This is a genomic window from Pelagerythrobacter aerophilus (assembly GCF_003581645.1).
Classification (GTDB): domain Bacteria; phylum Pseudomonadota; class Alphaproteobacteria; order Sphingomonadales; family Sphingomonadaceae; genus Pelagerythrobacter; species Pelagerythrobacter aerophilus.
The window spans coordinates 97,234-121,977 of sequence record NZ_QXFK01000019.1; the positions used below are offsets into that span (position 1 = coordinate 97,234).

Consider the following 24,744-nt stretch of genomic DNA (forward strand, 5'->3'; position numbering starts at 1 on the left):
CTTTGCCCTGTTTTTCGTCGGCTCGCGAACCGCGAACCATCTTCAGCCGTGATCTTGCGCCGGGAGAGCGTACCCGCGGTCGCCCCATCGGCCAGCGCGCTTTGATGTGGGTTTATTCCGCCCACGAATGGTCGCGCGGAAGCCACGCTTCGCAGCCTCGTCAATTTTCGGGAGGAACGACGAGCCGTGCACGAACGTCTGCGTGCCGAGGAGCACAAACATGGCCACCAAAACCGATACCGACGCAACCCACATCCTGCAGGCAGATCACCGCGAGGTGGAGGGCCTGTTTTCGAAATACGAGAAATCCTCCGGCATCGATCGCAAGAGGGAAATCGCGCAGACGATCTGCAACGAGCTGAAGATCCACACGATGATCGAGGAGGAAATCTTCTATCCCGCCCTCAAGGGCAAGATCGAGGAGAGCCTGCTCAAGGAAGCCTATGTCGAGCATGACGACGCCAAGGTGCTCGTCAACGAGATCGCCGAAGGCAGCCCGAACGAGGACTTCTACGACGCCAAGGTTTCGGTGCTGAAAGAGCAGATCGAGCATCACGTGCGCGAAGAAGAGAAAATGCAGGACAACATGTTCCAGCAGGCGCGCGCCGCCGACGTGGATCTCAATGCCCTCGGAGAGCAGTTGCTGGCCCGCAAGAAGGAACTCAAGGCCCAGGCGGAGACGAGCGGCCTGCCTCCGGCCAAAGCCACCACTTTCTAGGCCTCGGCTGCCTCGGGAGGCGGGAGATGAGTTCCACATCCTCCATCGACATTGACGTCGACCGCAGGCTTCAGGAACGGCATTGGTTTATCAGCCGCATCTTGTGGGTGATCATGCTGGCGCTGGTGCTCGTCGCGCTGCTCGGCCTGACCGGCAGCGGAGGGGCATTGTCGCGCCAGCATGTTGCGGCAGGAGCGGCAGAGCTGGATATCCCGCGGGTCGGCCGCTGGTCGGCGACGGATCACCTGGCCGTCAAGGTCGATCAGCCGGCACCGAACGGACTGGAAATTCTCCTCCCTGCGAAGTTCGCCGAGATCTTCGCCGTCGAAGCGGTAAGCCCGCGCCCGTCTTCGGTCACGGCGACGGCGGAGGGCCATCGATATACTTTCGATTCCTCGGCCGAGCCGGGCCAGCGTAGCATCGTCTTTTCCATTCGCCCGAGCCGGATCCTGCTTTCCTCGCACATGGGCCGTTTCGAAGTGAACGGTGCCCGGACTGCCGATCTGCCCATTGCGGTCCTGCCTTAGGAGAGGTGCATGGACAGCGTAATCAGAGGCGTTGCGATCTATCTGCTGCTGGTGGTTATCATCCGGGCAACGGGGCGCCGCACCATGGCTCAGGCGACGCCGTTCGACTTCGTGCTTCTGCTGATCGTCGCGGAGACGACCCAGCAGGCCCTGCTCGGAGACGATTTCTCGATCACCAACGCCGTGATCCTGATCGTCACGCTGTTCATGCTGGACGTCGGCCTCTCATATCTCAAGCGGTGGTCGCCTTCGGTTTCCAGGCTGATCGACGGCCGGCCGACGTTCCTGATCCACGACGGTCAGATCGACGAACGCGCGTTGAAGAAGACCCGCATGGATACCTCGGACGTCATGGTGGCCGCGCGTGCGCAGCATGGACTGGAACGGCTCGACCAGATCAAGCACGCCGTGCTCGAGAACGACGCGGGCATTACGATCATCCCCCGCCCCGGCGCCTGATCGGACGCGCTCGGGACTGCGGTCTTTCAGGAACGAGCGCTCCGAAGCCTCGTTTCGGAAGCCGAGGCTGCGCCTCGATCGAAAGGGCGCAGCCCGCTCTCGCTGTCCGGCAGAAGTCGATCGAGGACCTTGTCCATGAACCAGACCGCACCGCCCGAAACCGTCATGCCTCCGCTGCCGGCTCACCAGCAGGACATCCCCTCGACGATGCCGGTCGAGCAGGTGAAGACCTTCGGTGAGGACGCGCTTCCGGGCCGAGCCGGACAACCCGCGGAACTGGTCGGGGTCACCGGCGGGAAACCCATTCTCTAAGGGGGCGCCGCTCCGGCGGCCGGTTCCCTTCGCATGCGATGCCGCTGACAGACGCCGTCTCCAACCCGCCCTGGGCCAACGCCGCGATATTCGTCACGGCCGGAATCGTCGTCTGGTTCGCCGGAGTCCGGCTGACTCGCAATCTCGAGACTCTCGCCGCGCGGCTGCGGATCGACCGGGTCTTCGTCGGGATGCTGCTGCTCGGTGGCATCACCTCGCTGCCCGAAGTGGCGAATGTCGCGACCGCCTCCGTGATGGGGAACCCGGCGCTCGCCGCGAACAACCTTCTCGGCAGCGCGGCGATCAACGTGGTTCTTCTCGCGGTTGCGGACGCATGGCTCGGCCGCCCCGCCGTGACCGGCATAGTCGCCCGGCCCTCGACGATGATGATGGCGACCTTGTGCATGCTCGTGCTGATCGCGGTCGCGCTCGCGATCACGATCGGCGACCTCGAGGTTTTCGGGGTAGGTGTGGGCGCGCTGGCGATCTGCGCATTGAGCATCGGCTGCTTCCGGCTGGCGACCGGTTACGATGCACGCTCCCCGTGGAGGATCGAGACGGACGAGATCGAGCGCGGGACGAAAGACGCGGAAGATACCCCGGTCGCTACACCCGCGCTGTGGCTGCGGGTCGCCATCGACGGCAGCCTGATCTTCGCCGCAGGTTACGCCCTGTCGCAGACGGGAGATGCGATCGCCGAACAGACCGGCATCGCGAGCGCGCTGGTCGGCTTCGCCTTGATCGGGCTCGCGACATCAACCCCCGAACTGGCGACCATTCTCACCGCCCTGCGGCTCCATCGGCCCGAGATGGCGTTTGGTCAGGTGCTCGGCACCAACTTCGTCAACCTGTCGCTGATCCTGCTCGGCGATGCATTGTTCGCCGGTGGGCCGATTATCAACGAACTAGGCGCGTTCGAGGTCGTCTCGGCGCTGCTCGGTGCCGCGCTGATCGGCATCTTCCTGGTCGGCCTGCTCGAACATCGCGACCGCACGGTGCTGAAGATGGGTTACGATTCCGCGGCGGTGATCCTGCTGTTCGCCCTGGGCCTGGGGTTGCTCTCCACCCTTTAGCCGAACAGCGGCGGGAGGGTGTCGAACACGGTGGCCAGGGCGGCGATGGCGATCGCCAGCCCCGCCGTCGTCCACAAGGAGCGGACCTTGCGCACGCGCCACAGCCAGGCAAGTGCGGCCAGGCCCGCGAGCGAAAACAGCAGTCCGATCACACGGCCGGGCGCAGCATCGGGGAAGATCACGCTGGCGGCCCATTTCGCCATGAACTGCCCGGTCCAGATCACCAGCGCGGCGACGACGGCGATCCAGTCGGTGCGGTTGTCGAACTCGCTCATCCCGCCAGCCCCGGTGCCAGCCGTGTGAGGACGGCAAAGCCCAAACCCTGCAGCGCGGCGAAGGCAAGGAAGCGGGAGACGATGTCCATCGTCGTGTTGACCGGTGGCCTCAGCAGGCCGCGCCCGCTCCGCAGGCCGAGATAGAGGGCCATGATCGCGCCAACGAAGATCACGCCGCCCTGAAGCGCTATCATCGCGAATACGGTCGCACCCTGCCCGCTATTCGTGGGCGCGAGGCCGGCGGCGTTCCATGTCTCGATGTCGAGCCAGCAGGCCGCACCCGCAAGCAGTGCACTGGCGCCGGCCAGCAGCCAGGGCATCTGGCCGGCGAACGTGCCCTCCTCATGCCGGGCCAGCACGTGCCGTCCGCCCCATGCGGCGGCCAGTGCCAGCAGAAGCAGGGCGACGATCGCCCCGGTGGTCGCCAGCGATGGCGGGGCGATCCACACGTCGGGGTGAATGCCGTAGAGGTAGAGATAGGCGAAGCTCGCCATCAGCGCGATCATCCCGATCACCGCCATGAGCGAATTCAGCGCCCACCAGCCATGGCTCTTCGGGCCCGGGATCTGGATCGGCACTTCGATGCCGGCGCCGATATCGGCCATCCGCTTTCGCACCGGACGGTCGGTTTCCCACAGCCAGCGCAGCGTCGCGAAGACGGCGACGGCACCGCAGGCAAAGCCGAACGCATAGGCCTGCACGGTCAGCGACAGGAAGAAGCCCGCGGTAAACGCCGCCGAGGCGACCGGCCAGGGCGACGGCCCCGGCATGATCTGGAGGTATTCGGGCTCGGCATTGGCGGGCGAGGTAATGATCGTCTCCCGCAGACCGGTCGCGGTGCCGGGAAGGAAGTAGCGCCCCTCCTCCACGTCGCGGCAGATCTCCGGATTGTCCCACAGCGGTTCGCGGGTGCGGATCACCGGGATCGACCGGACCGAGTAGAGGCCCGTCGGCAGCCAGTCGATCGTGCCGGCATCGTAGACGTTGCCGGCATCCTTATCGACCGTGAAGCGGAAGCGGCGCGCGAGATCGAAGACGAACAGCGCGACGCCTGCGGCCATCACGAAGGCGCCGACGGTCGAAATAAGGTTCAGCACGTCGAACCCGCGGTCCGGCAGATAGGTGTAGACGCGCCGCGGCATCCCCATCAGGCCGGTCAGGTGCATCGGCAGGAACGCGATGTGAATGCCCGCGAACATCAAGCCGAAGACCCACTTCCCGACCCGCTCCGAAAGCGCGTTCCGGCTCGTCAGCCCGGCCCAGTGATAGAAGGCGGCGAACATCGGAAACACCATCCCGCCTATCAGCACGTAATGGAGATGCGCGACGATGAAGTAGGTGTCGTGCGCCTGCCAGTCGAACGGAACCATCGCCACCATCACGCCGGTCAGCCCGCCCATGGTGAAGACGAGCACGCTGCCGATCACGAATAGCGAGACGGTGTTCCAGCGGATGCGTCCGCTCGCAAGCGTGGCGATCCAGCAGAACACCTGGATGCCCGCCGGCAGGCTGACCGCCATCGAGGCCGCGGAGAAATACCCGGTCGCGACCCGCGGCATGCCGGTCGCGAACATGTGGTGCGCCCATACGCCGAAGCTGATGAAACCCGTCGCCACCAGCGCCAGCGCGTTGAGCCGGTAGCCGACGAGACTCTTCCGCACGACGGTGGTCGCCATCATGCTCATCAGCCCGGCGGCGGGCAGGAAGATGATGTAGACCTCCGGGTGGCCGAAGAACCAGAACAGGTGCTGCCACAGCAGCGGATCGCCGCCCCGCGTGGGATCGAAGAACGGCCAGTTGAACGCCCGCTCCAGCTCGAGCAGCAGAGTGCACAGGATCACCGACGGGAACGCGAGGATGATCATGAAGGCGAAAACCAGCATGGCCCAGGCGAACATCGGCATGCGGTCGAGCGTCATCCCGGGCGCGCGGGTGCGCAGCACGCCGACGATGATCTCGATCGCGCCGGCGATGGCCGAAATCTCGATGAAGCCGATCCCGAGCAGCCAGAAGTCGGCGTTGATACCTGGGGAGAATGCGATCGAGGTCAGCGGCGGGTACATGAACCAGCCGCCGTCGGGCGCGAGGCCGACGAACAGCGAGAGGAAGAACGAGATCCCGCCGATCGCATAGGCCCAGAAGGCGAAGGCGGACAGGCGCGGGAACGGCAAGTCGCGAGCGCCCAGCATCTGCGGCAGCAGCAGCACGCCGATGGCCTCCACCATCGGCACCGCAAAGAGGAACATCATCACCGTGCCGTGCATGGTGAAGACCTGGTTGTAGGTCTCCATCGGCACGATGTCCTGCAGCGGCGCGGCGAGTTGCACGCGCATGATCAGCGCGAGAATCCCGGCGAGGACGAAGAACAGGAACGCGACCGAGACGTACCAGAAGCCGACGTAGTTGTTGTTGACCTCAGTCAGCAGGCCCCACCCCGGCGGAACGCGCCAGGCTTTCTCCAGCTTTTCCAGTTCCCCCTCCGGCCGCGGACCGGAGGTGGGAAAGCGGTCGTAGAGCGCGTGGTCGAAGCCGGTTTCGCTCACTTCTGCGCTTCCAGGAAAGCGGCGATATGGCCGAGTTCCTCGGCGGAGAGCCGGTCGTAGCTCGGCATGCGGTTGCCGGGTTTGATCGATTGGCTGTCGGCAATCCACCCGATCATCGTACCGCGATGATTGGGTAGGATGCCGGCGCCCAGGCTCAGCCGGCTGCCGACGTGGGTGAGGTCGGGGCCGGCGAGGCCGTTCGCCTCGGTGCCGGCGATGCGGTGGCAGGCGGCGCAGCCGGTATCGCGGAACAGCCTCCACCCCTGGGCGGGGTCGTAGCGCTGGGGCGCGGCGGGGTCGCGCGGGACATCGGCCGGTGCTCCCGGCACCATGCCGGGCGAGACCGATTCCGCCTGCCGCGCCGCGTGGGCCGCCAGCCAGCGATCATAGTCCGCTGCTTCATGGACCTGGGTTACGAACCCCATCAGCGCGTGGGGTCCGCCGCAATATTCCGCGCAGACGCCGCCGAACCTGCCGGTCCGGCTCGCTTCGACCCGCAGTTGATTGATCCGCCCCGGCACCATGTCCATCTTGCCCGAAAGATGCGGTATCCAGAGGCTGTGAACCACGTCCGCCGAGCGCAGTTCGAGCACCACGGGCCGATCCAGCGGCAGATGCAACTCGTTTGCGTCGCGCACGATCACGCGGCCTGCGGGGTCGAGATACTCTACGCGGAACCACCATAGCTCGCCCGTGACCCGCACGCGGGCTTCGCGGCCGGTGATCGGCTCGGTCAGCGATGCGGTGAGCGCCAGCCCCCAGATCAGCAGGCCGGTGAGGACCACGGCCGGAAAGGCGATCCCGCCGATCCACACGGCCTTCTCGCCACCCAGTTTCTCCCGCCAGCGCTCCGGCCCCTTGATCGCGACGTAGAGCGCGGCGATCACGATCCCGGTGACCAGCACCCCCATGGCGAACAGCGCCCAGGCCAGCGTCGTGATACTGCTCGCATAGGGCCCCGCCGGGTCGAGCACGGGCGGCGGCCAGCCCCACAGCGCCTCCATGATGCCGGACGCTGCGCCCTTATTCATCGTTCATTCCATAGAGATAGGCCGCAACATCCTGTGCCTCGGCGGCCGTGATCGGCATCGCCGGCATGGTCGAGCCCGGCTTCGCGGCCGGCGCATCGCGGACGAAGGCCGCCAGATTGCCGGGCGTGTTGGGCAGTGCGCCGGCGATCAGACCGACATCGTCGAATCCCTCCAGCGAAGGCCCGGCACGCCCTTGCGGCCAGTCGATGCCGGGCATCACGTGGCAGGACCCGCACGAGACGCGCTCGATCACCGCCCTGCCGCGTTCGGCGGCGTCGGCGGACAGCGACGTTCGGTCATCGGGCGGCGGCTTGCACGCGACCACCGTCAGCAAAGTCGCCACTGCGATTTGCCATACTCGACGAGATCCGATCGTTGCATCGCGCTCCCCCATCAGACTGGGGAACCGTTCACGCCCGGCGCCGGTTCCTGCCCACGATGGGGAGAGTGAAGAACACGACCTTCGCAATGGCCGCGACAATGCTCTCCACGGGCTGCACCGACACGGCGCCCGTCGCCAATCCTTTCGAGCAGAGCGGCGAACTGATCGCCCTGTCCGGCGGCGATGCCGGCGCCGCCAACGCCTGCATCGTCTGCCACGGAATGGAAGGAGAAGGCGACGGCGAGCTGACGCCTCAGCTGGCCGGGCTCGACCCGGGCTATTTCGTCCGCCAACTCGAGCTCTACGAGGCAGGCCAGCGCCGGCACCCGGAAATGGAGGCAATCGCCGCACGCCTTTCGTGGGATGCGCGCAATGCCGTCGCGAGCTATTATGCCGAAATGGAGCCGCCGCCCGGCGCTGCCGCGAACAGGCAAGCCTGCACTGCCGCTGCGCGGCAACTCGTCTTCTCGGGCGATCCCTCCCGCGACCTGCCGGCCTGCACCGCGTGCCACGGCCGCGATCTCGCAGGCGCGGGTGCTGCCGGGCCGCCGCTCGCCTGGCAAACGGCGGCCTATAACGAGAGCCAGTTGCGCGCCTGGCGCAGCGGCCGTCGCTACGGCGATCCCCAGGGAGCGATGGGCGAGGTCAGTCGCCTTTTGCACGAACGGGAACTTCGAGCTGTGGCGGCGTGTGCTGCGCGCCTGCCGGATGCGACGCATCGTCGGGAACCTCGGGCAGCATCCCTTCTAGAACATCGTCACGATCCCAGAAATGGTGCTTGACCGCCGCGACCGCGTGCACCGGGATCAGCAACGTCAGCAGGATCACACCGGCCGCATGGGCGTCCTCCGACCAGTCGAGCAGCCATAGGCGCCATTCGGGCGTCAGGTCCGCAAAGGGCATCGGCGGCACCTCGACCAGCCCGGCCAGCCTGAGCGGCATCGGCGGATCGATCGACGACCACATGATCCATCCGGTCAGCGGCAGGATCACGAACAAGGCGTAGAAGATGATGTGCAGGGCGTGGGCCATCGAGGTCTTCCAGCCCATCTTGTCGGCTGCATTGATCGGGCCCGGCACCATGAGCCGCCAGAGAAGCCGCAGCGCGCCCAGCAACAGCAGCGTCAGCCCGATCTCGCTGTGCAGCCGGTAAGCCTCGATCTTGTCGGCGCCGACCGGATAGCGCTGCATCATCCAGCCGGAGACGAGCTGGAATATGACCACCGCCGCCATGACCCAGTGGAAGGCGACTCCGACGGGCGTGTAGCGGCCGCGGCCGCGATAGTCCTCCGCCCACTCGGCGATGGTCTCCCTCACCGAAGGGACTCCACAGTGGGCATGCGAAACAGCCTGCGGAACAGGATCGCCATCGCCGCCAGCAGGTAGATCAGCGATCCCGGGGCCCACATCACCACACCTCCGATCTGCTGGTCCTCCAGCGAGGTGAAGCCCCAGGGCTGCGTGGTCAGGAGGTGCGGTTCGTAGATAGGCCGCGGCACGAACGTCAGCAGCGCGCCGAGCAGCCCCATCAGGACCATTGCCACCAGCAGGCTGGCGACCGCACCGGCGGCGGGCGCCCGCATCAGCTTGGCCCACCAGACGGCCGAGGAGAGGGTGATCGAGAGCTGCATCGCCCAGAACAGGCCATCATGCGAAAGCGCCCCGGCGTAGAGCGCAGGCGCATGCCACGCCCAAAACACCAGCGCCTGAATGGCCGTCCAGATAGCCAACGATCCCGACAAGCGCAGCAAGGTTCCGCCCCACAGGATCACGACCAGGGGCGCGGCCACGAACACGAGCGCCAGATGATGCACTACCCGCGCGGTAAACAGCGCCGCGCTCAGCGCGCAGAACGGCGAAACGAAAAGCACAAGAACCGCTAGTACGAGACCGGCGAAGGCCGCGTCCCGGGTCCGGTCTCGCGGGGTGAGCAGGGTGTGCGCCGCCGCGGCAATCGCTATCGCGGCAAGCAGCCACGGGTCCCAGTTCCAGCGCGAGGCGAGTTCGGCAGGTTCCGGCGCGGAGCCGCACCAGGTGAGCCAGATCTGCGCCCTGCCAGCCATCAAGGATCAACCGCCGCCCTCATACGTCTCCCAACGCCGGGCACGGCACCTGGTTTCGCGAAACATCCCGATGGCAGCGCCGGGCCCGGCCCCTCGCGAGGCCGAGCCCGGTCGAAGTCCGTCATCGGGCGGTCAGCTCGCGAGCTGCTCCACCGCGCGGCGGTAGTGCGGCAGCGCCGCAACCAGCATGATCAGGATCAGCGGCAGCGTGACGGCGCCGGTGATCGCGATCGAGTAGCGCAGCGCGCCCTGGTCGCCGAAGCCGAAGTCGGTGATCGCCGCGATGACGCTCGCGCCCAGACCCATGCCGAGCAGGTTGACCGCCAGCAGCGCAATCGCCGTGACCTGCCCGCGAAGCTGGTTCGGCGTCACGTCCTGGATCGCGGCCAGCATCACTCCTTGCGAGGCCTGTCCGATCAGCGTTCCCAGCGCCATCATCGCCAGCGCGAGCGTTGCGCTCGGCATCAGCGGCGCCAGGATCAGGGGAAAGCCCTTCAGAAGCGTCGAGAACAGGACGATGCGCATGTTCGCGTCGGCCCGTCCCGAATGCATCAATCGCCCGGAGAGCCACCCGCCGAACAGCGTGCCCACAGTGCCGAACACCAGCATGACTCCGCCGTAGTAGATACCCACGTCGCCGGGGCTCATGCTGTAAGTGCGGATGAGGAACGTCGGGAACCACAGCGCTGTACCGATGGCAAGCAGCGCGATCAGTCCGAGCGAGCCGATCAACGAGCCGAACAGCACCTTGCGCTGCATCACGTAGTCGAACCCCTCGCGCAGCGTGCTCTGTTGCGCCAGCTCCTTCGCCAGTTCCTGGCGTGGCGGCTCGCGGATCAGGAGCATTGCCGCCGCGATCAGCACGCCCGGCGCGGCGACGCAGAGGAACACTGCTTGCCACGGCTCGAAATCGCCGAGCAGAGGCAGGATGAGCCCGCCCTGATCGGTAAAGTGGGTGATCAGCCAGCCGCCGATCAGCAGCGCGAGCCCTCCACCGATCGGATAGCCGATTGCATAGAAGCTGATCGCCAGCGCCCGCCGCTTGCGTTCGAAATAATCGCTGATCAGCGAATAGGCGGTCGGGCTCAGCGTCGCCTCGCCCACGCCCACGCCGACGCGGGCGATGAACAGGCCGACGAAGCTGCTCGCAAAGCCGCACATCGCGGTCATCAGCGACCAGAACAGCACACCCCAGAAGATCAGCATCGAACGGCGCTTCGCACGATCGACGTAGCGGCCGATGGGGAGCGCGGCCATGGAATAGAGGATCGAGAAGGCGAAGCCCTGCAGCAGCCCCATCTCGAAGTCGGACAGGCCGAGATCTCTCTGGATCGGCTCGACCATCAGCGTCAGCACGCGCGCGTCGATCGCGCTGAAGCAATAGCCGACGAACAGGATCGCGACCACCAGCCAGCGGAAAGCGCCGCCCCGATGCGGAGCGGCGCCATCCCCTGCCGATAGCGTTGGTGACGCGGCTACCATGCGGAAGGCGGGTCCTGCCGAGCAAGGATCTGCTCGGTCCGGACGGCGATCATCTTGTCGCCGTCCGGATTGTCCGGGATCAGCCAGAAGCGTCCCGACCGGACGCCAGCGAGGGCGAATTCGGCAACTTCCTCCGGCTCGGTCAGCTTCATCTGCAGACCGGTCGTTTTCAGCAAATCGTCCATCGTGCGGTAGGCGACCTTCTTCTGATCTTCATTGTCGACATACTGCGCCGGTCGCACTTCGCCAGACGCAAGAATTCCGGTGTTCACCGTATGCGGTCCCGGGAACAAGATCGCGGCCCGCAGCTTGCCGCCTTCGCGCAGCAATTGCTGGTGCAGCACTTCGGAAATGCTCGTCACCGCCGCCTTGGTCGCCGCGTAGATCGGTGTGTTGGGCAGCGAACGGAGCCCGCCGTTGGTGGACGAGGTGTTGATCACCACCCCTTCCTCTCCGGCGGCGAGCATCCGCGGCACGAAGGCGGCGATCCCGTGGACCACGCCGAGGACATTGACGTCGAGTCCCCAGCGCCAGTCGCTCATGGGAATGTCCCACATCTTCTTGGCCGCCTCGCCCAGACCGACTCCTGCGTTGTTGAACAGCAGGTGGACGGTCGGAAACTCCGCGAAGACCTTTTCCGCCAGCGCGCGCACGTCCTCCTCGCGGGTCACGTCGCAGGCCATGCCGAGCACGCGGCCGCTGCCGGCACCCTCGATCGCGCTGCGCGTCGCCTCGATCCGCCCGGGATCGATGTCGACGATCACGACATGCGCGCCCTGCTCAGCAAGCTGCGTGCAGAGGCACTTGCCGACGCCGCTGGCTCCGCCGGTAACGACCGCGACGCGGCCCGAGAAATCCTGCATCAGGCCGCCTTTCGCTGGCCGAGTTCGATGCCGGCGTTGCGCGGATCGTCCATCCGGCCGACCCAGTGCGGCGCGATCCACTCGCCCGGCACCGTGCGCAAGAGCTGACCGCCGGTGGCCGTGCCGCCTTCGACGTACTGCATGTCGAGGAGCTTGCGGACCGGAATGTCGGCGAGCGGATCCCACGGCGACTCGCGCAGGGTGATCGTGCCGTTCATCGCGCGGCGGTCGGTGTATTTGCGCTGCCAGTTCAGGCGCGTGAGGAACACGTCGCCGTCGAACTCGTCCGGCGTGCTGATCGAGGGCAGCCCCTTGTAGCAGAAGATGTGCTCCTCGAACTCGAGCGGCTCGTCGATCTTGTCGCCGATCGCGCCCTCGATCTCGAAATAGGGGATGCCGTGGCGCGTGCAGGTCGCGCGGATGCGGTCGCCGTCGCGCTCGAAATGGGTCTCGGCGATCTTCTTCGGCTCGCCGTAGCGTTCGCGGCCCGAAGTGACGACGCTTTCGCCCTCCATCGCCATGTGGAAGCAGTAGGCGCCCGGAGCGCCCTCGTGCGTGCAGGGAACGGTCGCGGTGAGCGCACCGATCTCGATCGTCTCGTCCTCGCTCCGGTGCATCGCGACGTGGACCATCTGCAGCCAGATCTCCGGTCGCTCGAGCGCTTCGAGCGGGCGCGGCAGCAGGGCGTCGATCACCTCGCGGTCGGTCTCGTAGGTCGCGCGGACGCCGTAGACAGTGTTGCGCAGCATGCCCGCCCCACGGTTATCGCTCGGACCCTCGACATAGCGGAGCCTGGACATAAGACTTCTCCTCTCTCGTTCGTTCTGTTCGAAATTTCTGGCCGCACCCGGCCGCGCCGTGCCTATTCGGCAGCGACGCTCAGCCGGCCGCCTTCCGGACCCTCGGCATAGAACTGCTCGAAGTACCGGCGGAAACGCAGGATCGGGCCGTCGCCGTCGCACAGGTAGGGCTGCGCGCGGTGGATCTTGTGCTCCCAGATCGGAATGTCGCCTTCGACGCCCTTCTGGCCGCAGGTGTTGGCGATCGCTTCCTGCACCACCTTCTCCTCCATCGAGCCGGGCTCGACTTTGGGGTGCGTGAAGCAGAAGCGCAGTTCGACGTCGTCGGCCTCGACCGGGGTGGCGAGAACCAGCAGGCTCAACTCAACCAGGCCCTTGAGGCGGGTGAACTTCTGCCCTGCGCCGTTCTGCACGGTCTCCACCGAGTACGGCACTTCCTTGACCTCGCCCGAAGGCAACGGGATCGTGCGGTGGCCGTGCACGAACGAATGGCGGCGCACGCCTTCGTACTTGGTTTCGCCCTCGGGCACCGCGTCCATCGAGTGAACGTAGGCGAAGTGGGCGACATCGACGCCGTTCTCGGCGATCTCCTGCGGATTGCTGGCGAAGCGCCATTCGCGCTTGGTCGGCGCGGCCCATTCCGGGTCCACGAATTCGGGATAGTCGAGCACGTCGAACTCGGGTGCGACGTCGTCGGGGTGGTACCACGCCCAGATCACACCGGAATTTTCGGTGACGGGATAGGATTGCGCCAGCGGCTCACGCTTCGCGCGCGGCGGGAAGGCTTTGGCATAGGGAATCTTCGAACAGAATCCGTCGGGCCGGAACTGCCAGGCATGGAACGGGCAGCGGATGGAATCGCCTTCGACCCGCCCGCCATAACCGAGATGCGCGCCGAGGTGCGGACAGTAGGCGTCGAGCAGGCCGGCCTCGCCCTGCTCGTTGCGGAACAGCACCAGATCGCGGCCGAAATAACGGAGCGGCTTCACGTCGCCTACGGCAAGGTCCGACGAATAGCCCACGCAGAACCAGCCGAACGGGATGGGCATGGGGAAACGTTCCACCTGGGGCACGATCACTATCCTCTCTTCTCCGGCGTTGCTCGCCCGCCCGGCGAACACACCTGTCTGTTCGTTGGATGGCAGAATAACCGCTGGGGTCCGGTGCGGAAGGCTTCGGTCGCGCACTCTTCGTGCATGTGAGCGGACAATCGCGAACCGCTTAGTAACGCGCCGCCAGCTTGGCCGCGAGCGACGGGCGGACCTTCTCGCGGTTCACGTAACGCACGAGGAAATCGATGAAGGCGCGGGTCGAGGCGGCCATGATCCCTGGCGAGTAAACGACCCAACACTCGCGATCGAAATAGGCCCAATCCTCCTCCAGCGCGAGCACCGTCCCGTCGGCCAGGCCTTGCCGCATGATCGAGATCGGCAGGCTGGCTATGCCGATGCCCTGCCGCACCGCGCTGCGCAGCGAGATCCCGCTGTTGCTGCGCCAGCGCGGCGAGACCTTGACCTCGACATCGTCGTTGAACCGCATGGTGGCGGTGAGGTCGGTCAGGCAGTCGTGATTGCGCAGATCGGCCGGTTTGGAGGGCCAGCCCTTGCGCTCGACATAGTCGGGCGAGGCGCAGAGGCAGTATGACAAGTACCCGAACATGCGGGCGCGCAGGCTCGAGCTGGGCAGATTGCCGTAGCGGATGACGACGTCGTACTGCTCCTGCGAGATCTCGTTCTCGTCGAGATAGGCGATCGCCTCGATCACGACGGCCGGGTTCTCGCGGCTGAACTCGGCGAGCATCATCGACATGAAGTCGGAGCCGAAGATGTCGCTCAGCCCTACCCGCAGGCGCCCGACCGGCTCGGAACTGTAGCGAGCGACCCGGCGCTCCACCTGTTCGAGCCGGTCCTGCAGCTCAGAGCATTCGGCGTAGAAGCTCTTGCCCGCGCCCGTCAGCGACAACCGCCGGGTGGTGCGCACGAGAAGCTGCACGCCCAGGCGTTGCTCCAGTTCCTGCACGGTCTTGCTGACGAAGGACTTGGAGACGCCCAGCTTCTCGCCGGCAGCAGTGAAGCTGCCGTGGCGTACGACCGCCAGAAATTCTTCGATGCCGCGCCAGTTGGACATGCGTTCTCCCGTGCGGCGACGCTTAGCATCGCCGCCCGGGAAAACAATCGGTCCGGACTTGGTGGCCAGCTTGGCTTACTCGGCCGCTTCCTTGATGAACGACTCGCGCCGGGGCCCGATCTTCGCGGCGATGTCCCACAGCGCCTTCTCGTCGAGATCGTAGACCTCGAGCGCGTTGGTCCCGAGCATCTTCTGGATATGGTCGTCGGGCAGGCCGCCGAGGCTGGCGAACATCTTTTCCGCAGTGTTCGGCCAGGTGCCTTCAGGATGCGGATAGTCGGTGCCCCAGAGGATCCGGTCGATGCCGATGTCGTAGTACGACTGCGTCGTTTCCTCGTCCGGCAGCGCCGAGCAGCCAACCCACACGTTGCGCGCGAAGTACTCGCTCGGCTTCATGCTCATGTTGGCATAGTAGTCGCCGAGTTTGCCGCTCGTGTGCTTGGCCGAGGCGCGGATATCCATGAGCTGCATGATCCACGGGAACCAGAATTCGCCGCCGGCCTCGGTGAAGCAGACCTTGAGCTTCGGATACTCCTCGAACACCCCGCCAAAGGTCATGCCCCAGAGCGGGCGGGTCATCCAGAAGGCGAATTCGCACAGGTAGGTGCCGATCCAGCCCGGCTGGGTGGTGTCGTAGCCCGGCGCCGCGCCCGAGTGGAAATGCAGCGGGAGGCTCATCTCCTCCAGCATCGCCCACACCTTGTGGTACTTGGTGTGGTTGTACATGTCGAAGCCTTCGGTGAAGGCGGGGAAGAACACGCCCTTCAGCCCGTTGTCGGCCGCCCAGCGGATCTCCTTCATCGTCTCGTCGAGATCGTAGAGCGCGGGGATGACCGCCAGGCCGATGCGGCGGTGGGGATCGTCCTGGCAGAATTCGGCGAGCCAGCGATTGTGCGCACGCGCGCCCGCCCACTGGAGCTCCGCCCGGTCGGCGCTGGGGCGCAGGCCGATGTCGGCGCCGAACGGCGGGGCGTTGCGCTCCGTGATGCCATCGGGAAACAGAACTTCGGCCGCGACGCCGTCGCCGTCGAGGATGCGGTTGCGGATCGTGCCGTCCCACGCGCCTTCGAGGCCGTCGCCGACCTTGGCGCGCCATTTGTTGTTGAAGTCGTCGATCAGGAAGCGCTTCTCGTGTTCCTCGCGGGCCTTGATCTCCTTCTGCACCGTCTCGTCGAACAGCGCGTGATACTTGCTGTCGAGATATTCGCGGTAGCGTTCCGGCGGCAGACCCACGTGTCCATCGGAGGAAATTACCAGGTAGCGATCCATTGATCCGTCTCCACAATCCGTGCCGCGCCTCGGCGGGCGCGCGCATTCATCTTCGAAATCAGGCAGAGAGGATAAGGCCGCCCCGGGCCCGCGATAAAGCGCCCCGCAGCAAACTGTTTATCGCTCGCGAAAGACAATAGACCCTGCTGCGAGCACGCCGAGGCCCAGCACCAGCAAGCCGATCGCCAGCGCGAACGGTGCCCCAGCCCAGCCCTCGTAGGCGGCCGCGGCGACCACCGGCGGGAGCATGATCGAGGCCCCTGCAATGAACGATGTCGCCGAGGCGATCGCGACCTGCTCCGCATCGGTGCCGCCCAGCGAGGCCGCGGCGCTGAACCCCGGCCGTGCCTGGCCATAGCCGAAGCAGGCGACGACGAACCCGGTCGAAGCCGCCAGTTCGCTCGGATCGAGAAGCGCGATCAGGTTGCCCACGAGCGACAATGCGGTCCCGATCAGCATCATCCGCATCGGCACCGGCCGCATGATCCGCGGCAGGCCCCATTGCGCCACCAGCGCCATCGCCGCGCCCAGGGTCATGGTCATGCCGATGCTGTCCTGCGCCGCAAGCGGGCCGCCCCGCACGCGATCGAGCAGGACGAAGCCGATCGTGTAGAGGTTGATCGCCTGCGCGCTGCAAAGCAGCAGCCCGAAGCTGAGCGCCGGCCCGCTTCCCCGCCCGCGCCAGACAGAGAGGATCGAGTTGTCCGAACCCGTGCGCGCCGCCGAAGGCGCCGCGGCGTCCGCTCCGCTCGGAAGGAAGACATAGGTCCCCGCCAGCGCCAGGGCGCCGAGCGCGGCGAACAGCACCATGGGTCCGGTGAGGCCTAAAGGCTCCACGATCGCGAACGGCGCCACCGCAGGCCCGACGATCGTGCCGAGGCTCAGCGCCCCGGCCAGCCCGGTGAGCACGCGGGTGCGCTGCTCCCCGGCGGTCGCATGCGCGATCAACGACTGGGTCGCGATCGCCGAGGCGGAGCCAAGAAAGCCGAACACCGCGCGCAGCACGAAGAAGCCGAGAAAGCAGGCGAACGGCGTGATCAGTCCGGCAAGCCCGAATGCGACCGCACCGCCGCAGCCTGCCATCGACAGCAGAAAGCCGACCAGCCCCGCGCGAATGTAGCGGTTCGGCCCCGCGCCCGCGACGTGCCGGGTCCAGAATGGCGAGCTGACCGCCCAGGTCAGCGCAGACAGCGAGAACACGCTCGCAACGAGATAGTCGGGCATGCCCACCGCCCGCCCGATCGTGGGCATGACGGACACCAGCCCGATATTCCCGATCGCCGTCAGGAACGTGACGACGCCGAGGAAGGCGAAGACGTGCCGCCCACGCGTGAACGACACGTCTTCCAAGGTCAGCTCCTTTGCCGGATCAGAACTTGACGCGTGCTTCGACGCCGGCCGAACGTGGCTCGCCGAACTGCCCCACCGTCAGGACCGACAGGTTGATCGCGCTGACGAGATATTCCTTGTCGGTCAGGTTCTTGCCCCAGGCCGCCAGTTCCAGCGTCGAGCCGTCGCCGAGCTCGATGTCGGTCAGCGCGATGCGGGCATTCAGCAGTCCGTAGGAGGGCATCTTGGACAAGGGATCGGCGACGATGCTGGCATACTGTGACGAGCGCCACGAGTAGTTCGCACTCGTTTCCAGCGTCGCGAAGCCGACGTCGGCCCGATGGACCGCACCGAGCTGCCAGTTCCACTTGGGCACCCGCGATAGCACGTATTCATCGGTCACGTCGGTCCCGTCGGGCAGGACGAAGTCGGTGTACCGCGCATCGACATAGCCGCCGCCGAAGTTGATCGTCAGCGAGTCGGTCGGACGCAGCGCACCGTCGATCTCGAAGCCCGTGAACTGGGCTTCGCCCGCGTTGATGATGTTCGTGGTGACCAGCGTCGGCACGAACACGCCGGCCTGGAAGTCCTTGTAGATCGAGTGATAGACTGCCGCGTTGAGCTGCACGCGGCCGTTCCACCCGGCATACTTGAGACCGGCTTCGTACGACGTCAGGTTTTCCGGGTCGTAGGGCGTCAGGAACGCCGCATTGGTCGCCGCGGTATCGTTGATGCCGCCGCTCTTGAAGCCCGTGGCATAGCGCGCATAGACCGAGAAGCTCGGCTGTATCTTGTACAGGATGTTGAATTCAGGCGTGAACTTCTTCCACGTCCCGCTGTTGGTCAGCGGAATGAGGTCGGTGTAGCCGAGGCCGCCGGCCCCCGGCCGTGCGCCCGCCGCAGGCTGGCCGCTGCGGGTGACCGGATTGCCGTTTTCGTCGCGCACGAAGACACCCGAGCTCGGGCTCGCCGGATTGGCCGCATAAGCGGAATTCGCCAGCAGCAGTTCGTAGGCCGACTTCTCCTCGTGGCTGTAGCGCGCGCCGGCCGACACCGTCAGCCGCCCGTCGAGCGCCGACGGAGTCCAGGCAAGCTGGCCGTAGCCGGCATAGGACGTGCTCTCGCCACCCCGCTCGGAAATGTCGAACACCTCGTTGCCACCGAACTGGAAATTCCAGCGCGGGTTGTACACGTCGTAGTTATCGTCGAGGTAGAAGAACCCGAGCGTGTACTTGAAGTCGCCGACGGTCCCGAGCGCCTGCACTTCCTGCGTGAACTGCTCGTAATCGTTGTTCAGCGTGAAGCGCAGCAGATCGATCGGCGTGCCGTCGAAGTCGCTCATCGAGCGGGTCTTGGCCGTGCGGCGCGCGGTGATCGACTTCAGCGTGAGATCGCCCAGCCCAGGCTCCCACTGGAGCGTGAGCGCGTGGCCGGTGGTCTCGAAGTCGCTCTGCAGCGCGCTGTTGGAGCCGGTCGTGCGGGTTCGCCCATCGACCACGTACGGCGCCAAGAGGCCATTGATGAAGGCAACGGGTCCAGCGCCCGTCACCGCCAGCAGGGCGAGCTGGCTCGGCGTGCCCTTGCTGTTGGAAATGTCGTAGCTGTAGAGCGCGCTGAAGCTGTCCGCCGGCTGCCATTGCAGGTCGACCCGGCCGGCCCACAGATCCTGCTCGCCGAAATTGTCGCCAGTCGCAGAGTTGCGGTAGTATCCGCCGTACTGCTTGGTCACACCGCTCAGCTTGAGGCTGAAACCGGCGACCTCGGGCAGGTCGACCACCATCTTGCCCACGAAATTGTCGTAGGTTCCGTAACTGGCCGACACCTGCCCGCCGAACTCGCCGCTCGGCTTCTGGGTGATGAGGTTCACCGCGCCGCCGATGGTGTTCTTGCCGTAGAGCGTCCCCTGCGGGCCGCGCAGGACCTCGACCCGTTCGAGATCGACGATGTCGAACGCTGCGCCGGTCGACTTCCCGATCGGCACGCCGTCGATGTAGAGACCCACGGGCTGGTCGCGCGCGAGGCTGGTGTCTGCAGACGGCGAGAGGCCGCGGATCGTGATCAGCGGGCCGTAGGTGTTGCCGATCGTCTCGTTGATCTGGATGTTCGGCACGACAGTCGCGATGTCGCTGACCGTGCGGACCTGCGCGCGGTCGAGCGCCGCCTGATTGACCGCACTGACCGAGATCGGAACGTCGACCAGCCGCTCCTCGCGGCGCTGCGCGGTGACCACGATCTCGTCGCCGCCGGCTGCAGGCGCGCTGGCGGTTTCCGCTTCTTCCGGCGTGGCTGCCGTGTCCTGGGCCGCCGCAAGCGCGGGTGAGCAAGCGAGTGCCGATGCCGCAAGCATCAGCGCCGTCTTCGTGCGTTTCATGAAAACCTCTCCCTTATCGTGCACGCGTTCGCGCACAGCTTTGTCGATGACGATAGTCGGCCACACGCAATGGATAAGACGGACAGCGTGGCCACACTGTCCTTGAAGGTGGCGAATGCCTGGATCGGTGAGCGCGGGAGGAAGCTAGGCATCGCGCAGCGCCTCCTTCGTCACTTTGCCGGAGGCGTTGTGCGGCAGGCTCTCGACGAAGGCGAAGGCCCGCGGAACCTTGTAGTTCGCCATGCACCCGCGCGCCCACTCGGCCAGTTCATGTTCCGCCAGTGCCTGGCCCGGACGGAGCACGACGAAGGCCTTGCCGACCTCGCCCATGCGCTCGTCGGGAACGCCGATCACCGCGGCCTGCGCGATCGCCGGGTGTTCGGCGAGCAGGTGCTCCACTTCGGCCGGATAGACGTTGAACCCGCCCGAGATGAACATGTCCTTCTTGCGGTCGGTGATCCGCAGATACCCTTCCGGGCCGAGCCAGCCGATGTCGCCGGTGGAGAGCCAGCCGTCCGGATCGATCGCTTCGGCGGTCGCCTGCGGGTCGTCGAGATAGCCGAGCATCACACCGTAGCCGCGCACCTGGACCTCGCCGGCGTCGCCCTGTGCGACCGGGTTCCCCTCCTCGTCGGCGATGCGCAGTTCCAGCCCGGGCAACGGACGACCGCAGCTTTCCGCGATCAGCGCCGCATCGTCGCCGCGGCGGCACGAGGTGATCGTGGCGCACTCGGTCATGCCATAGGCGGTGACGGTGTCGGCCAGGCCGAGCTCGCTGCGCATCCGGCGGACCAGTTCGGGCGGCACGCTGGCCGCGCCGGTCGCTGCGCCGCGCAGCGAGGAAGTGTCGAAATCCCTCTTCGCCTTCGCCGCCAGCAGCGACTGATAGATCGTCGGCGGGCCGGGCAGGAACGAGATGCGCTCCCGCTCGATCAGTTCGATCACCCGCGGAATGTCGAACGTCGCCAGCGGATAGATCGGTGCGCCGGCGATCAGCGCCGCGACCCAGCCCGCCTTGAAGCCGAAGCTATGGAAGAAGGGATTGATGATGAGGTAGCGGTCGTCGCTGGTCAGCCCCATCTGCCGGCCCCAGTCGGCGAACATCGGCACGATCCGGTCGTGGGTCGAGACCACACCCTTCGGCGCGCCGGTGGTCCCGCTGGTGAACATGATGTCGGAGACATGTGCTGCGGTCAGGCGGCTCAGTGCCTCGTCGATCGACGGATCCTCTGCGCCTTTCCCCTCAGCGACGAACGCCTGCCAGTCGGAATCGAGCAGCACCGTTCGCTCCAGTGCGGGAAGGTCCTCCTCCGCCAGCAGTGCCGGATAGTCGGTGCCGAGAAAGTTCCCGCAGGTGACGAGCACTTTGGCCGAGGTGCGCCGAAGCATCTCCCCCGCCTCGCGTCCCTTGAGGCGGGTGTTGAGTGGCACGATCGCCGCGCCGGTCGTCATCGCCCCGACCGCGGCGACGATCCAGTTGCGGCCATTGGACGCCCAGATCGCGACCCGGTCGCCCTCGCCCACGCCGCTTGCGAGCATGGCCGAGGCCGCGGTGCGGCATTCACGATCGAGGTCCGCGAACGACCAGCGCACCTCCCCTTCGACGAGCGCAGTGCGCGAGCCCCAGGTCCGGGCGGCCGCGGCAACGAGATGCGGAACGGTCGGAGGCAGCGGGTCGATCATCCGGCGCCCCCTTCTTCGGGATAGTAGCGGCTGATCGTGTCGATCATGCAGGCGGGCCGGTCGCCGCCTTCGATCTCCACCGTCACGCGCACGGTCGACTGGATGGCGCCCTTGATCTCCTCGACCTTCAGGATCTCGCCGGTCGCCCGAATGCGGCTGCCGACCCGCACCGGGGCGAGATAGCGCAGCCTGTCGGCCCCGACATTCACCGCATGGGCGAACCCGCGCACCTCGATCAACTCGGGCAGGAAGTGGTTGACCAGCGACACGGTCAGGTAACCGTGCGCGATCGTCCCGCCGAAAGGGCCCGCTTTCGCGCGCTCGACATCGACGTGGATCCATTGGTGATCACCGGTCACCTCGGCGAAAGCATCGACCCGGTCCTGCTCGATCGCGAGCCATGCGGTTGGGCCCAGCCGAGTGCCTTCGCTGCCGAGAAGGTCGGCGGGGCGGGCGAAGATCCGCGGCCCGCTCATGCGCGCTGGCTCGACACGGGGACGACTTCGCCGGTCATGTAGCTGGCGAGATCGGAGGCGAGGAACAGCATGACGTTGGCGACTTCCCACACTTCCGCCGGACGCCCGAAAGCCTCGCGCGCGGACAGTTCTGCGAGCAGTTCGTCGCTGGTCACTTTGGCGAGAAAGGCGTGCATCGCGATCGACGGCGCGACGGCGTTGATCCGCACGCCGTGCTCGGCCGCCTCGAGCGCGGAGCAGCGCGTGAAAGCCATGACCCCCGCCTTCGCCGCCGCGTAGTGCGCCTGCCCCTTCTGCGCCCGCCAGCCGAGGACCGAGGCATTGTTGACGATCGCCCCCGCCTTGCGCGCGTACATTCCAGGGAGGAACGCGCGCGTCATGCGGAAGACCGAATTGAGCGTGACGTCGAGCACGCGCTGCCACTCGTCATCCGTCATGTCGACGACCGGCGTTTCACCGCCGAGGCCCGCGTTGTTGATCAGCACGTCGACCGCGCCCAGCTCGGCCTCGGCCGCATCGCGCAACGCGTCGACCTGCGCCTGATCGGACACGTCGCAGACGAACGTCGCCGGCCGCTCGCTTCCCGTCTCCTCGGCGATCCGCGTCGCCGCTTCGCCGAGGCGCCGCTCGTGCCAGTCGCTGATCATCACCCGAGCGCCTTCCTCGACCGCGCGTTTCGCGACCGCGTAGCCGATGCCCGTGCCAGCGGCGGCGGTGACGAGCACGGTCTTGCCGGCAAGCAGGTTGCGCCCGGGCGGATAGGTCGGCGCCAGGCTCATGCGTTCCCCCTCGGCTCGCGCGGCAGGCCCAGCCCGCGCTCGGCGATCAGGTTGCGCTGGATCTGGTTGGTGCCGCCGTAGATCGTGTCGGCGCGCGAATAGAGATAGAGGTTGGCGAGCAGCGGCCATGCCTCGGCATCGACGGGCGCGACCTCGCCTTCCTGCCCGAGCACGTCCATCGCCAGCTCGCCGAGCGCGCGGCGCCAGCTCGCCCACTGGATCTTGTAGGTCAGCGCCGCGCCCGCGAGCGCGCCGCCCTTTCCGTCGGCCAGCATGCGAAGCGCGCCGTAGCGCATCAGCCGCAGGCCGATCTCGGCCTCGGCAAGCCGCTGGCGGAACACCGGGTCGGCCGCCTTGCCGTTGCGCTTGGCGGCGGCGATCACCGCGTCGAGTTCGTTGCGGAACTGCATCTGCTGGCCGAGGGTCGAGATGCCCCGTTCGAACGAGAGCAGCGTGGTGGAGACCGTCCATCCCTCTCCCTCGGCGCCGACCATGTTCGCCACCGGGCAGCGCGCGCCGTCGAAGAACACTTCGTTGAATTCGGCCTCCCCATTGATCTGGCGGATCGGGCGGATTTCGATGCCGGGCTGGTCGAGATCGACGAGGAGGAAGCTCAGCCCCTCGCGCCCGCTGGTCCCATCCTCGGTCCTGGCGAGCACGAAGATCATGTCGGCGAACTGGGCCAGGCTGGTCCAGATCTTCTGCCCCTCGACGACCCACTCGTCGCCGTCACGCCGCGCGCGGGTGCGGATGGCGGCGAGGTCGGAGCCGGCGCCGGGTTCGGAATAGCCCTGACACCAGATCGCCGTGCCCTCGGCGATCGCGGGCAGGAAGCGCGCCTTCTGCTCCGAACTGCCCAGCGCCAGCAACGTCGGTCCGAGCAGCTCGACGCCCATGTGGTTGAGCCGGTTCGGCGCGCCGGCGCGGGCATATTCCTCGGCGAAGATGACCTGCTCGTTGAGCGTGGCGTCGCGCCCGCCCCAGGCGATCGGCCAGCCGATGCACGAATAGCGATGCTCGGCCAGCCGCCGCTCCCACGCCTTGCGGCGCTCGGGCTTGTCGACGAGATTGGCGATCCCGCGGATGTCGGCGAACTCGCCGGCCATCTGGTCTTCGAACCAGCTCGCGCACTCGCGGCGGAAGGCCTCTTCCATGTCGGAGAACCCCAGCTTCATGCCGCTTCATCCAGCATGATACGTGCAACACGCTCGCGGTGATGCGGCCCGTCGCCGAGCATGTTCGCAATGGCGCGCGCGCGCTTGAAGAACAGGTGCGCATCGTGCTCCCAGGTGAAACCGATGCCGCCGTGGAGCTGGATCATGTCGCCCGCGACGCGCAGGTAGGTATCGGCGCAGAAGCTTTTGGCGGCATGCAGCGCGAGCGCGCGGGTTTCGTGCCCCTCATCGAGCGCGCAGGCCGCCCACCATACGGCGGAACGCGCCTGCTCGATCTCGACCGCGCGGTCCGCGAGGCGGTGCTTGTAGGCCTGGAACGAGCCCACCGGCCGACCGAACTGCTCGCGCTCGTGCGCAAAGGCGACGGTGCGGTCGAGCGCCTCCTGCGCGCCGCCGAGGGCTTCGGCCGCAAGGCACAGGACACCGGTCGCGCGGGCGGCCTCACACAGCGCCGCTCCACCGGGGAGCGGATCGCCGGCGAGCGCGAGGACCCGCGCTAGCGGACGGGTCTCATCGAGCGACTTCAGCGGCTCGACCGTCGCCGCGCTCGCATCGATCAGGTGCGAACCGCCTTCGCAGAGCAGGAGGAGTAGATCGCACTGTGCCGCGTGCGGCACGAGCATGCCCTCGCCCCCTCGCTCGCCCGCCGCGACGATCCGGTCCCCCGCCATCATCGCCGGAAGGTGCACATCGATCGCCGCCCGATCACCGCTCGCGAGCAAGGCGGCGGTCGCCATCGCGTGCCCCAGCAGCGGGATCGCCGCCAAGGTGCGGCCCGCCTGCTCGGCGACGATCGCCAGCTCCACATGGCCGAGCCCCGCGCCGCCGAGATCTTCGGGCACCATGAGGCCGCCAAAGCCGAGTTCGCGGCAATAACCGCGCCAGAGATCGCGATCGATGCCGTTCGCCATCGCCGCGCGGGTGCGCTCACTGGTCGCATTCTCCGCGAAGAACGCCGCCGCCGTCTCGGCGATCATCTGCTGCTGCTCGTCGAGCGCGAATGCCAT

General features: G+C 66.7%; 24 protein-coding genes. 5 read left to right on the top strand and 19 right to left on the bottom strand.

Features of this window, described 5'->3' with window-relative positions:
• Positions 1-220: 220 nt before the first annotated feature.
• The 5 genes from D2V04_RS14275 (at position 221) to D2V04_RS14290 (ending at position 3,089) form a co-directional block, all read left to right on the top strand.
• Positions 221-718 carry a hemerythrin domain-containing protein gene (locus D2V04_RS14275; protein WP_119514399.1) on the top strand — a complete coding sequence of 166 codons (498 nt, stop codon included), beginning with the start codon at positions 221-223 and terminating at the stop codon, positions 716-718.
• A 26-nt stretch (positions 719-744) separates the two neighbouring features.
• Positions 745-1,245, top strand: coding sequence for a hypothetical protein (locus D2V04_RS14280; protein WP_119514400.1), 501 nt, complete (start codon positions 745-747; stop codon positions 1,243-1,245).
• A gap of 9 nt (positions 1,246-1,254) precedes the next feature.
• On the top strand, positions 1,255-1,704 hold the full coding sequence (locus D2V04_RS14285) for a DUF421 domain-containing protein (protein ID WP_119514401.1): 450 nt from the start codon (positions 1,255-1,257) through the stop codon (positions 1,702-1,704).
• A 135-nt stretch (positions 1,705-1,839) separates the two neighbouring features.
• The gene (locus D2V04_RS17990; RefSeq protein ID WP_182849811.1) at positions 1,840-2,016 is read left to right on the top strand and encodes a hypothetical protein; all 177 of its coding nucleotides are present in this window, start codon (positions 1,840-1,842) and stop codon (positions 2,014-2,016) included.
• Between the two features lie 38 nt (positions 2,017-2,054).
• Positions 2,055-3,089 carry a sodium:calcium antiporter gene (locus tag D2V04_RS14290; RefSeq protein WP_119514402.1) on the top strand — a complete coding sequence of 345 codons (1,035 nt, stop codon included), beginning with the start codon at positions 2,055-2,057 and terminating at the stop codon, positions 3,087-3,089.
• Here D2V04_RS14290 and D2V04_RS14295 read toward each other — a convergent pair.
• The 19 genes from D2V04_RS14295 to D2V04_RS14390 all read right to left on the bottom strand — a co-directional run bounded on the left by D2V04_RS14295 (position 3,086) and on the right by D2V04_RS14390 (position 24,744).
• Positions 3,086-3,364: a hypothetical protein gene (locus tag D2V04_RS14295; RefSeq protein ID WP_119514403.1), complete on the bottom strand. Its 279-nt coding sequence runs from the start codon at positions 3,362-3,364 to the stop codon at positions 3,086-3,088. The genes D2V04_RS14290 and D2V04_RS14295 overlap by 4 nt on opposite strands.
• Positions 3,361-5,907: a cbb3-type cytochrome c oxidase subunit I gene (locus tag D2V04_RS14300; RefSeq protein ID WP_119514404.1), complete on the bottom strand. Its 2,547-nt coding sequence runs from the start codon at positions 5,905-5,907 to the stop codon at positions 3,361-3,363. The genes D2V04_RS14295 and D2V04_RS14300 overlap by 4 nt, the downstream gene beginning before the upstream one ends.
• Positions 5,904-6,938 (bottom strand): cytochrome c oxidase subunit II, encoded by a 1,035-nt coding sequence (locus D2V04_RS14305; RefSeq protein ID WP_119514405.1) that lies wholly within the window; start codon positions 6,936-6,938, stop codon positions 5,904-5,906. The genes D2V04_RS14300 and D2V04_RS14305 overlap by 4 nt, the downstream gene beginning before the upstream one ends.
• Positions 6,931-7,281, bottom strand: a complete 351-nt coding sequence (locus D2V04_RS14310) for a c-type cytochrome (RefSeq protein WP_407672113.1) — start codon at positions 7,279-7,281, stop codon at positions 6,931-6,933. Before D2V04_RS14310 ends, D2V04_RS14305 begins: the two co-directional genes overlap by 8 nt.
• 684 nt (positions 7,282-7,965) lie before the next feature.
• Positions 7,966-8,637 carry a cytochrome b gene (locus D2V04_RS14320; RefSeq protein WP_228766465.1) on the bottom strand — a complete coding sequence of 224 codons (672 nt, stop codon included), beginning with the start codon at positions 8,635-8,637 and terminating at the stop codon, positions 7,966-7,968.
• Positions 8,634-9,383 (bottom strand): cytochrome c oxidase assembly protein, encoded by a 750-nt coding sequence (locus tag D2V04_RS14325; RefSeq protein WP_119514407.1) that lies wholly within the window; start codon positions 9,381-9,383, stop codon positions 8,634-8,636. Before D2V04_RS14325 ends, D2V04_RS14320 begins: the two co-directional genes overlap by 4 nt.
• A 132-nt stretch (positions 9,384-9,515) precedes the next feature.
• Positions 9,516-10,865 (bottom strand): MFS transporter, encoded by a 1,350-nt coding sequence (locus tag D2V04_RS14330; RefSeq protein WP_119514408.1) that lies wholly within the window; start codon positions 10,863-10,865, stop codon positions 9,516-9,518.
• The gene (locus D2V04_RS14335) at positions 10,859-11,728 is read right to left on the bottom strand and encodes an SDR family NAD(P)-dependent oxidoreductase (RefSeq protein WP_119514409.1); all 870 of its coding nucleotides are present in this window, start codon (positions 11,726-11,728) and stop codon (positions 10,859-10,861) included. Before D2V04_RS14335 ends, D2V04_RS14330 begins: the two co-directional genes overlap by 7 nt.
• Positions 11,728-12,528 (bottom strand): acetoacetate decarboxylase family protein, encoded by an 801-nt coding sequence (locus tag D2V04_RS14340; protein ID WP_119514410.1) that lies wholly within the window; start codon positions 12,526-12,528, stop codon positions 11,728-11,730. Before D2V04_RS14340 ends, D2V04_RS14335 begins: the two co-directional genes overlap by 1 nt.
• 62 nt (positions 12,529-12,590) lie before the next feature.
• Positions 12,591-13,601: a Rieske 2Fe-2S domain-containing protein gene (locus D2V04_RS14345; protein ID WP_182849767.1), complete on the bottom strand. Its 1,011-nt coding sequence runs from the start codon at positions 13,599-13,601 to the stop codon at positions 12,591-12,593.
• A 148-nt stretch (positions 13,602-13,749) separates the two neighbouring features.
• A complete protein-coding gene (locus D2V04_RS14350; RefSeq protein WP_119514412.1) occupies positions 13,750-14,655 on the bottom strand; it encodes a LysR family transcriptional regulator in 906 nt (301 codons plus the stop codon).
• Positions 14,656-14,730: 75 nt separating this feature from the next.
• On the bottom strand, positions 14,731-15,924 hold the full coding sequence (locus tag D2V04_RS14355) for an amidohydrolase family protein (protein WP_119514413.1): 1,194 nt from the start codon (positions 15,922-15,924) through the stop codon (positions 14,731-14,733).
• Between the two features lie 117 nt (positions 15,925-16,041).
• Positions 16,042-17,265 (bottom strand): MFS transporter, encoded by a 1,224-nt coding sequence (locus tag D2V04_RS14360; RefSeq protein ID WP_228766510.1) that lies wholly within the window; start codon positions 17,263-17,265, stop codon positions 16,042-16,044.
• Positions 17,266-17,293: 28 nt separating this feature from the next.
• Positions 17,294-19,624: a TonB-dependent receptor gene (locus tag D2V04_RS14365; protein ID WP_228766466.1), complete on the bottom strand. Its 2,331-nt coding sequence runs from the start codon at positions 19,622-19,624 to the stop codon at positions 17,294-17,296.
• A 144-nt stretch (positions 19,625-19,768) separates the two neighbouring features.
• Positions 19,769-21,307, bottom strand: a complete 1,539-nt coding sequence (locus D2V04_RS14370; RefSeq protein ID WP_119514415.1) for a FadD3 family acyl-CoA ligase — start codon at positions 21,305-21,307, stop codon at positions 19,769-19,771.
• The gene (locus D2V04_RS14375; RefSeq protein WP_119514416.1) at positions 21,304-21,783 is read right to left on the bottom strand and encodes a MaoC family dehydratase; all 480 of its coding nucleotides are present in this window, start codon (positions 21,781-21,783) and stop codon (positions 21,304-21,306) included. The genes D2V04_RS14370 and D2V04_RS14375 overlap by 4 nt, the downstream gene beginning before the upstream one ends.
• On the bottom strand, positions 21,780-22,562 hold the full coding sequence (locus D2V04_RS14380; RefSeq protein ID WP_119514417.1) for an SDR family oxidoreductase: 783 nt from the start codon (positions 22,560-22,562) through the stop codon (positions 21,780-21,782). Before D2V04_RS14380 ends, D2V04_RS14375 begins: the two co-directional genes overlap by 4 nt.
• A complete protein-coding gene (locus tag D2V04_RS14385) occupies positions 22,559-23,737 on the bottom strand; it encodes an acyl-CoA dehydrogenase family protein (protein ID WP_119514418.1) in 1,179 nt (392 codons plus the stop codon). Before D2V04_RS14385 ends, D2V04_RS14380 begins: the two co-directional genes overlap by 4 nt.
• Complete coding sequence (locus D2V04_RS14390; protein ID WP_119514419.1) at positions 23,734-24,744, bottom strand: acyl-CoA dehydrogenase family protein; 1,011 nt, start codon at positions 24,742-24,744, stop codon at positions 23,734-23,736. The genes D2V04_RS14385 and D2V04_RS14390 overlap by 4 nt, the downstream gene beginning before the upstream one ends.

What these genes read in the sequence shown, in the direction of transcription:
- D2V04_RS14275 (WP_119514399.1), top strand. Translation starts at nt 221, where the DNA reads ATGGCCACCAAAACCGATACCGACGCAACCCACATCCTGCAGGCAGAT.
- D2V04_RS14280 (WP_119514400.1), top strand. Translation starts at nt 745, where the DNA reads ATGAGTTCCACATCCTCCATCGACATTGACGTCGACCGCAGGCTTCAG.
- D2V04_RS14285 (WP_119514401.1), top strand. Translation starts at nt 1,255, where the DNA reads ATGGACAGCGTAATCAGAGGCGTTGCGATCTATCTGCTGCTGGTGGTT.
- D2V04_RS17990 (WP_182849811.1), top strand. Translation starts at nt 1,840, where the DNA reads ATGAACCAGACCGCACCGCCCGAAACCGTCATGCCTCCGCTGCCGGCT.
- D2V04_RS14290 (WP_119514402.1), top strand. Translation starts at nt 2,055, where the DNA reads ATGCCGCTGACAGACGCCGTCTCCAACCCGCCCTGGGCCAACGCCGCG.
- D2V04_RS14295 (WP_119514403.1), bottom strand. Translation starts at nt 3,364, where the DNA reads ATGAGCGAGTTCGACAACCGCACCGACTGGATCGCCGTCGTCGCCGCG.
- D2V04_RS14305 (WP_119514405.1), bottom strand. Translation starts at nt 6,938, where the DNA reads ATGAATAAGGGCGCAGCGTCCGGCATCATGGAGGCGCTGTGGGGCTGG.
- D2V04_RS14325 (WP_119514407.1), bottom strand. Translation starts at nt 9,383, where the DNA reads ATGGCTGGCAGGGCGCAGATCTGGCTCACCTGGTGCGGCTCCGCGCCG.
- D2V04_RS14330 (WP_119514408.1), bottom strand. Translation starts at nt 10,865, where the DNA reads ATGGTAGCCGCGTCACCAACGCTATCGGCAGGGGATGGCGCCGCTCCG.
- D2V04_RS14335 (WP_119514409.1), bottom strand. Translation starts at nt 11,728, where the DNA reads ATGCAGGATTTCTCGGGCCGCGTCGCGGTCGTTACCGGCGGAGCCAGC.
- D2V04_RS14340 (WP_119514410.1), bottom strand. Translation starts at nt 12,528, where the DNA reads ATGTCCAGGCTCCGCTATGTCGAGGGTCCGAGCGATAACCGTGGGGCG.
- D2V04_RS14350 (WP_119514412.1), bottom strand. Translation starts at nt 14,655, where the DNA reads ATGTCCAACTGGCGCGGCATCGAAGAATTTCTGGCGGTCGTACGCCAC.
- D2V04_RS14355 (WP_119514413.1), bottom strand. Translation starts at nt 15,924, where the DNA reads ATGGATCGCTACCTGGTAATTTCCTCCGATGGACACGTGGGTCTGCCG.
- D2V04_RS14365 (WP_228766466.1), bottom strand. Translation starts at nt 19,624, where the DNA reads ATGAAACGCACGAAGACGGCGCTGATGCTTGCGGCATCGGCACTCGCT.
- D2V04_RS14370 (WP_119514415.1), bottom strand. Translation starts at nt 21,307, where the DNA reads ATGATCGACCCGCTGCCTCCGACCGTTCCGCATCTCGTTGCCGCGGCC.
- D2V04_RS14375 (WP_119514416.1), bottom strand. Translation starts at nt 21,783, where the DNA reads ATGAGCGGGCCGCGGATCTTCGCCCGCCCCGCCGACCTTCTCGGCAGC.
- D2V04_RS14380 (WP_119514417.1), bottom strand. Translation starts at nt 22,562, where the DNA reads ATGAGCCTGGCGCCGACCTATCCGCCCGGGCGCAACCTGCTTGCCGGC.
- D2V04_RS14385 (WP_119514418.1), bottom strand. Translation starts at nt 23,737, where the DNA reads ATGAAGCTGGGGTTCTCCGACATGGAAGAGGCCTTCCGCCGCGAGTGC.
- D2V04_RS14390 (WP_119514419.1), bottom strand. Translation starts at nt 24,744, where the DNA reads ATGGCATTCGCGCTCGACGAGCAGCAGCAGATGATCGCCGAGACGGCG.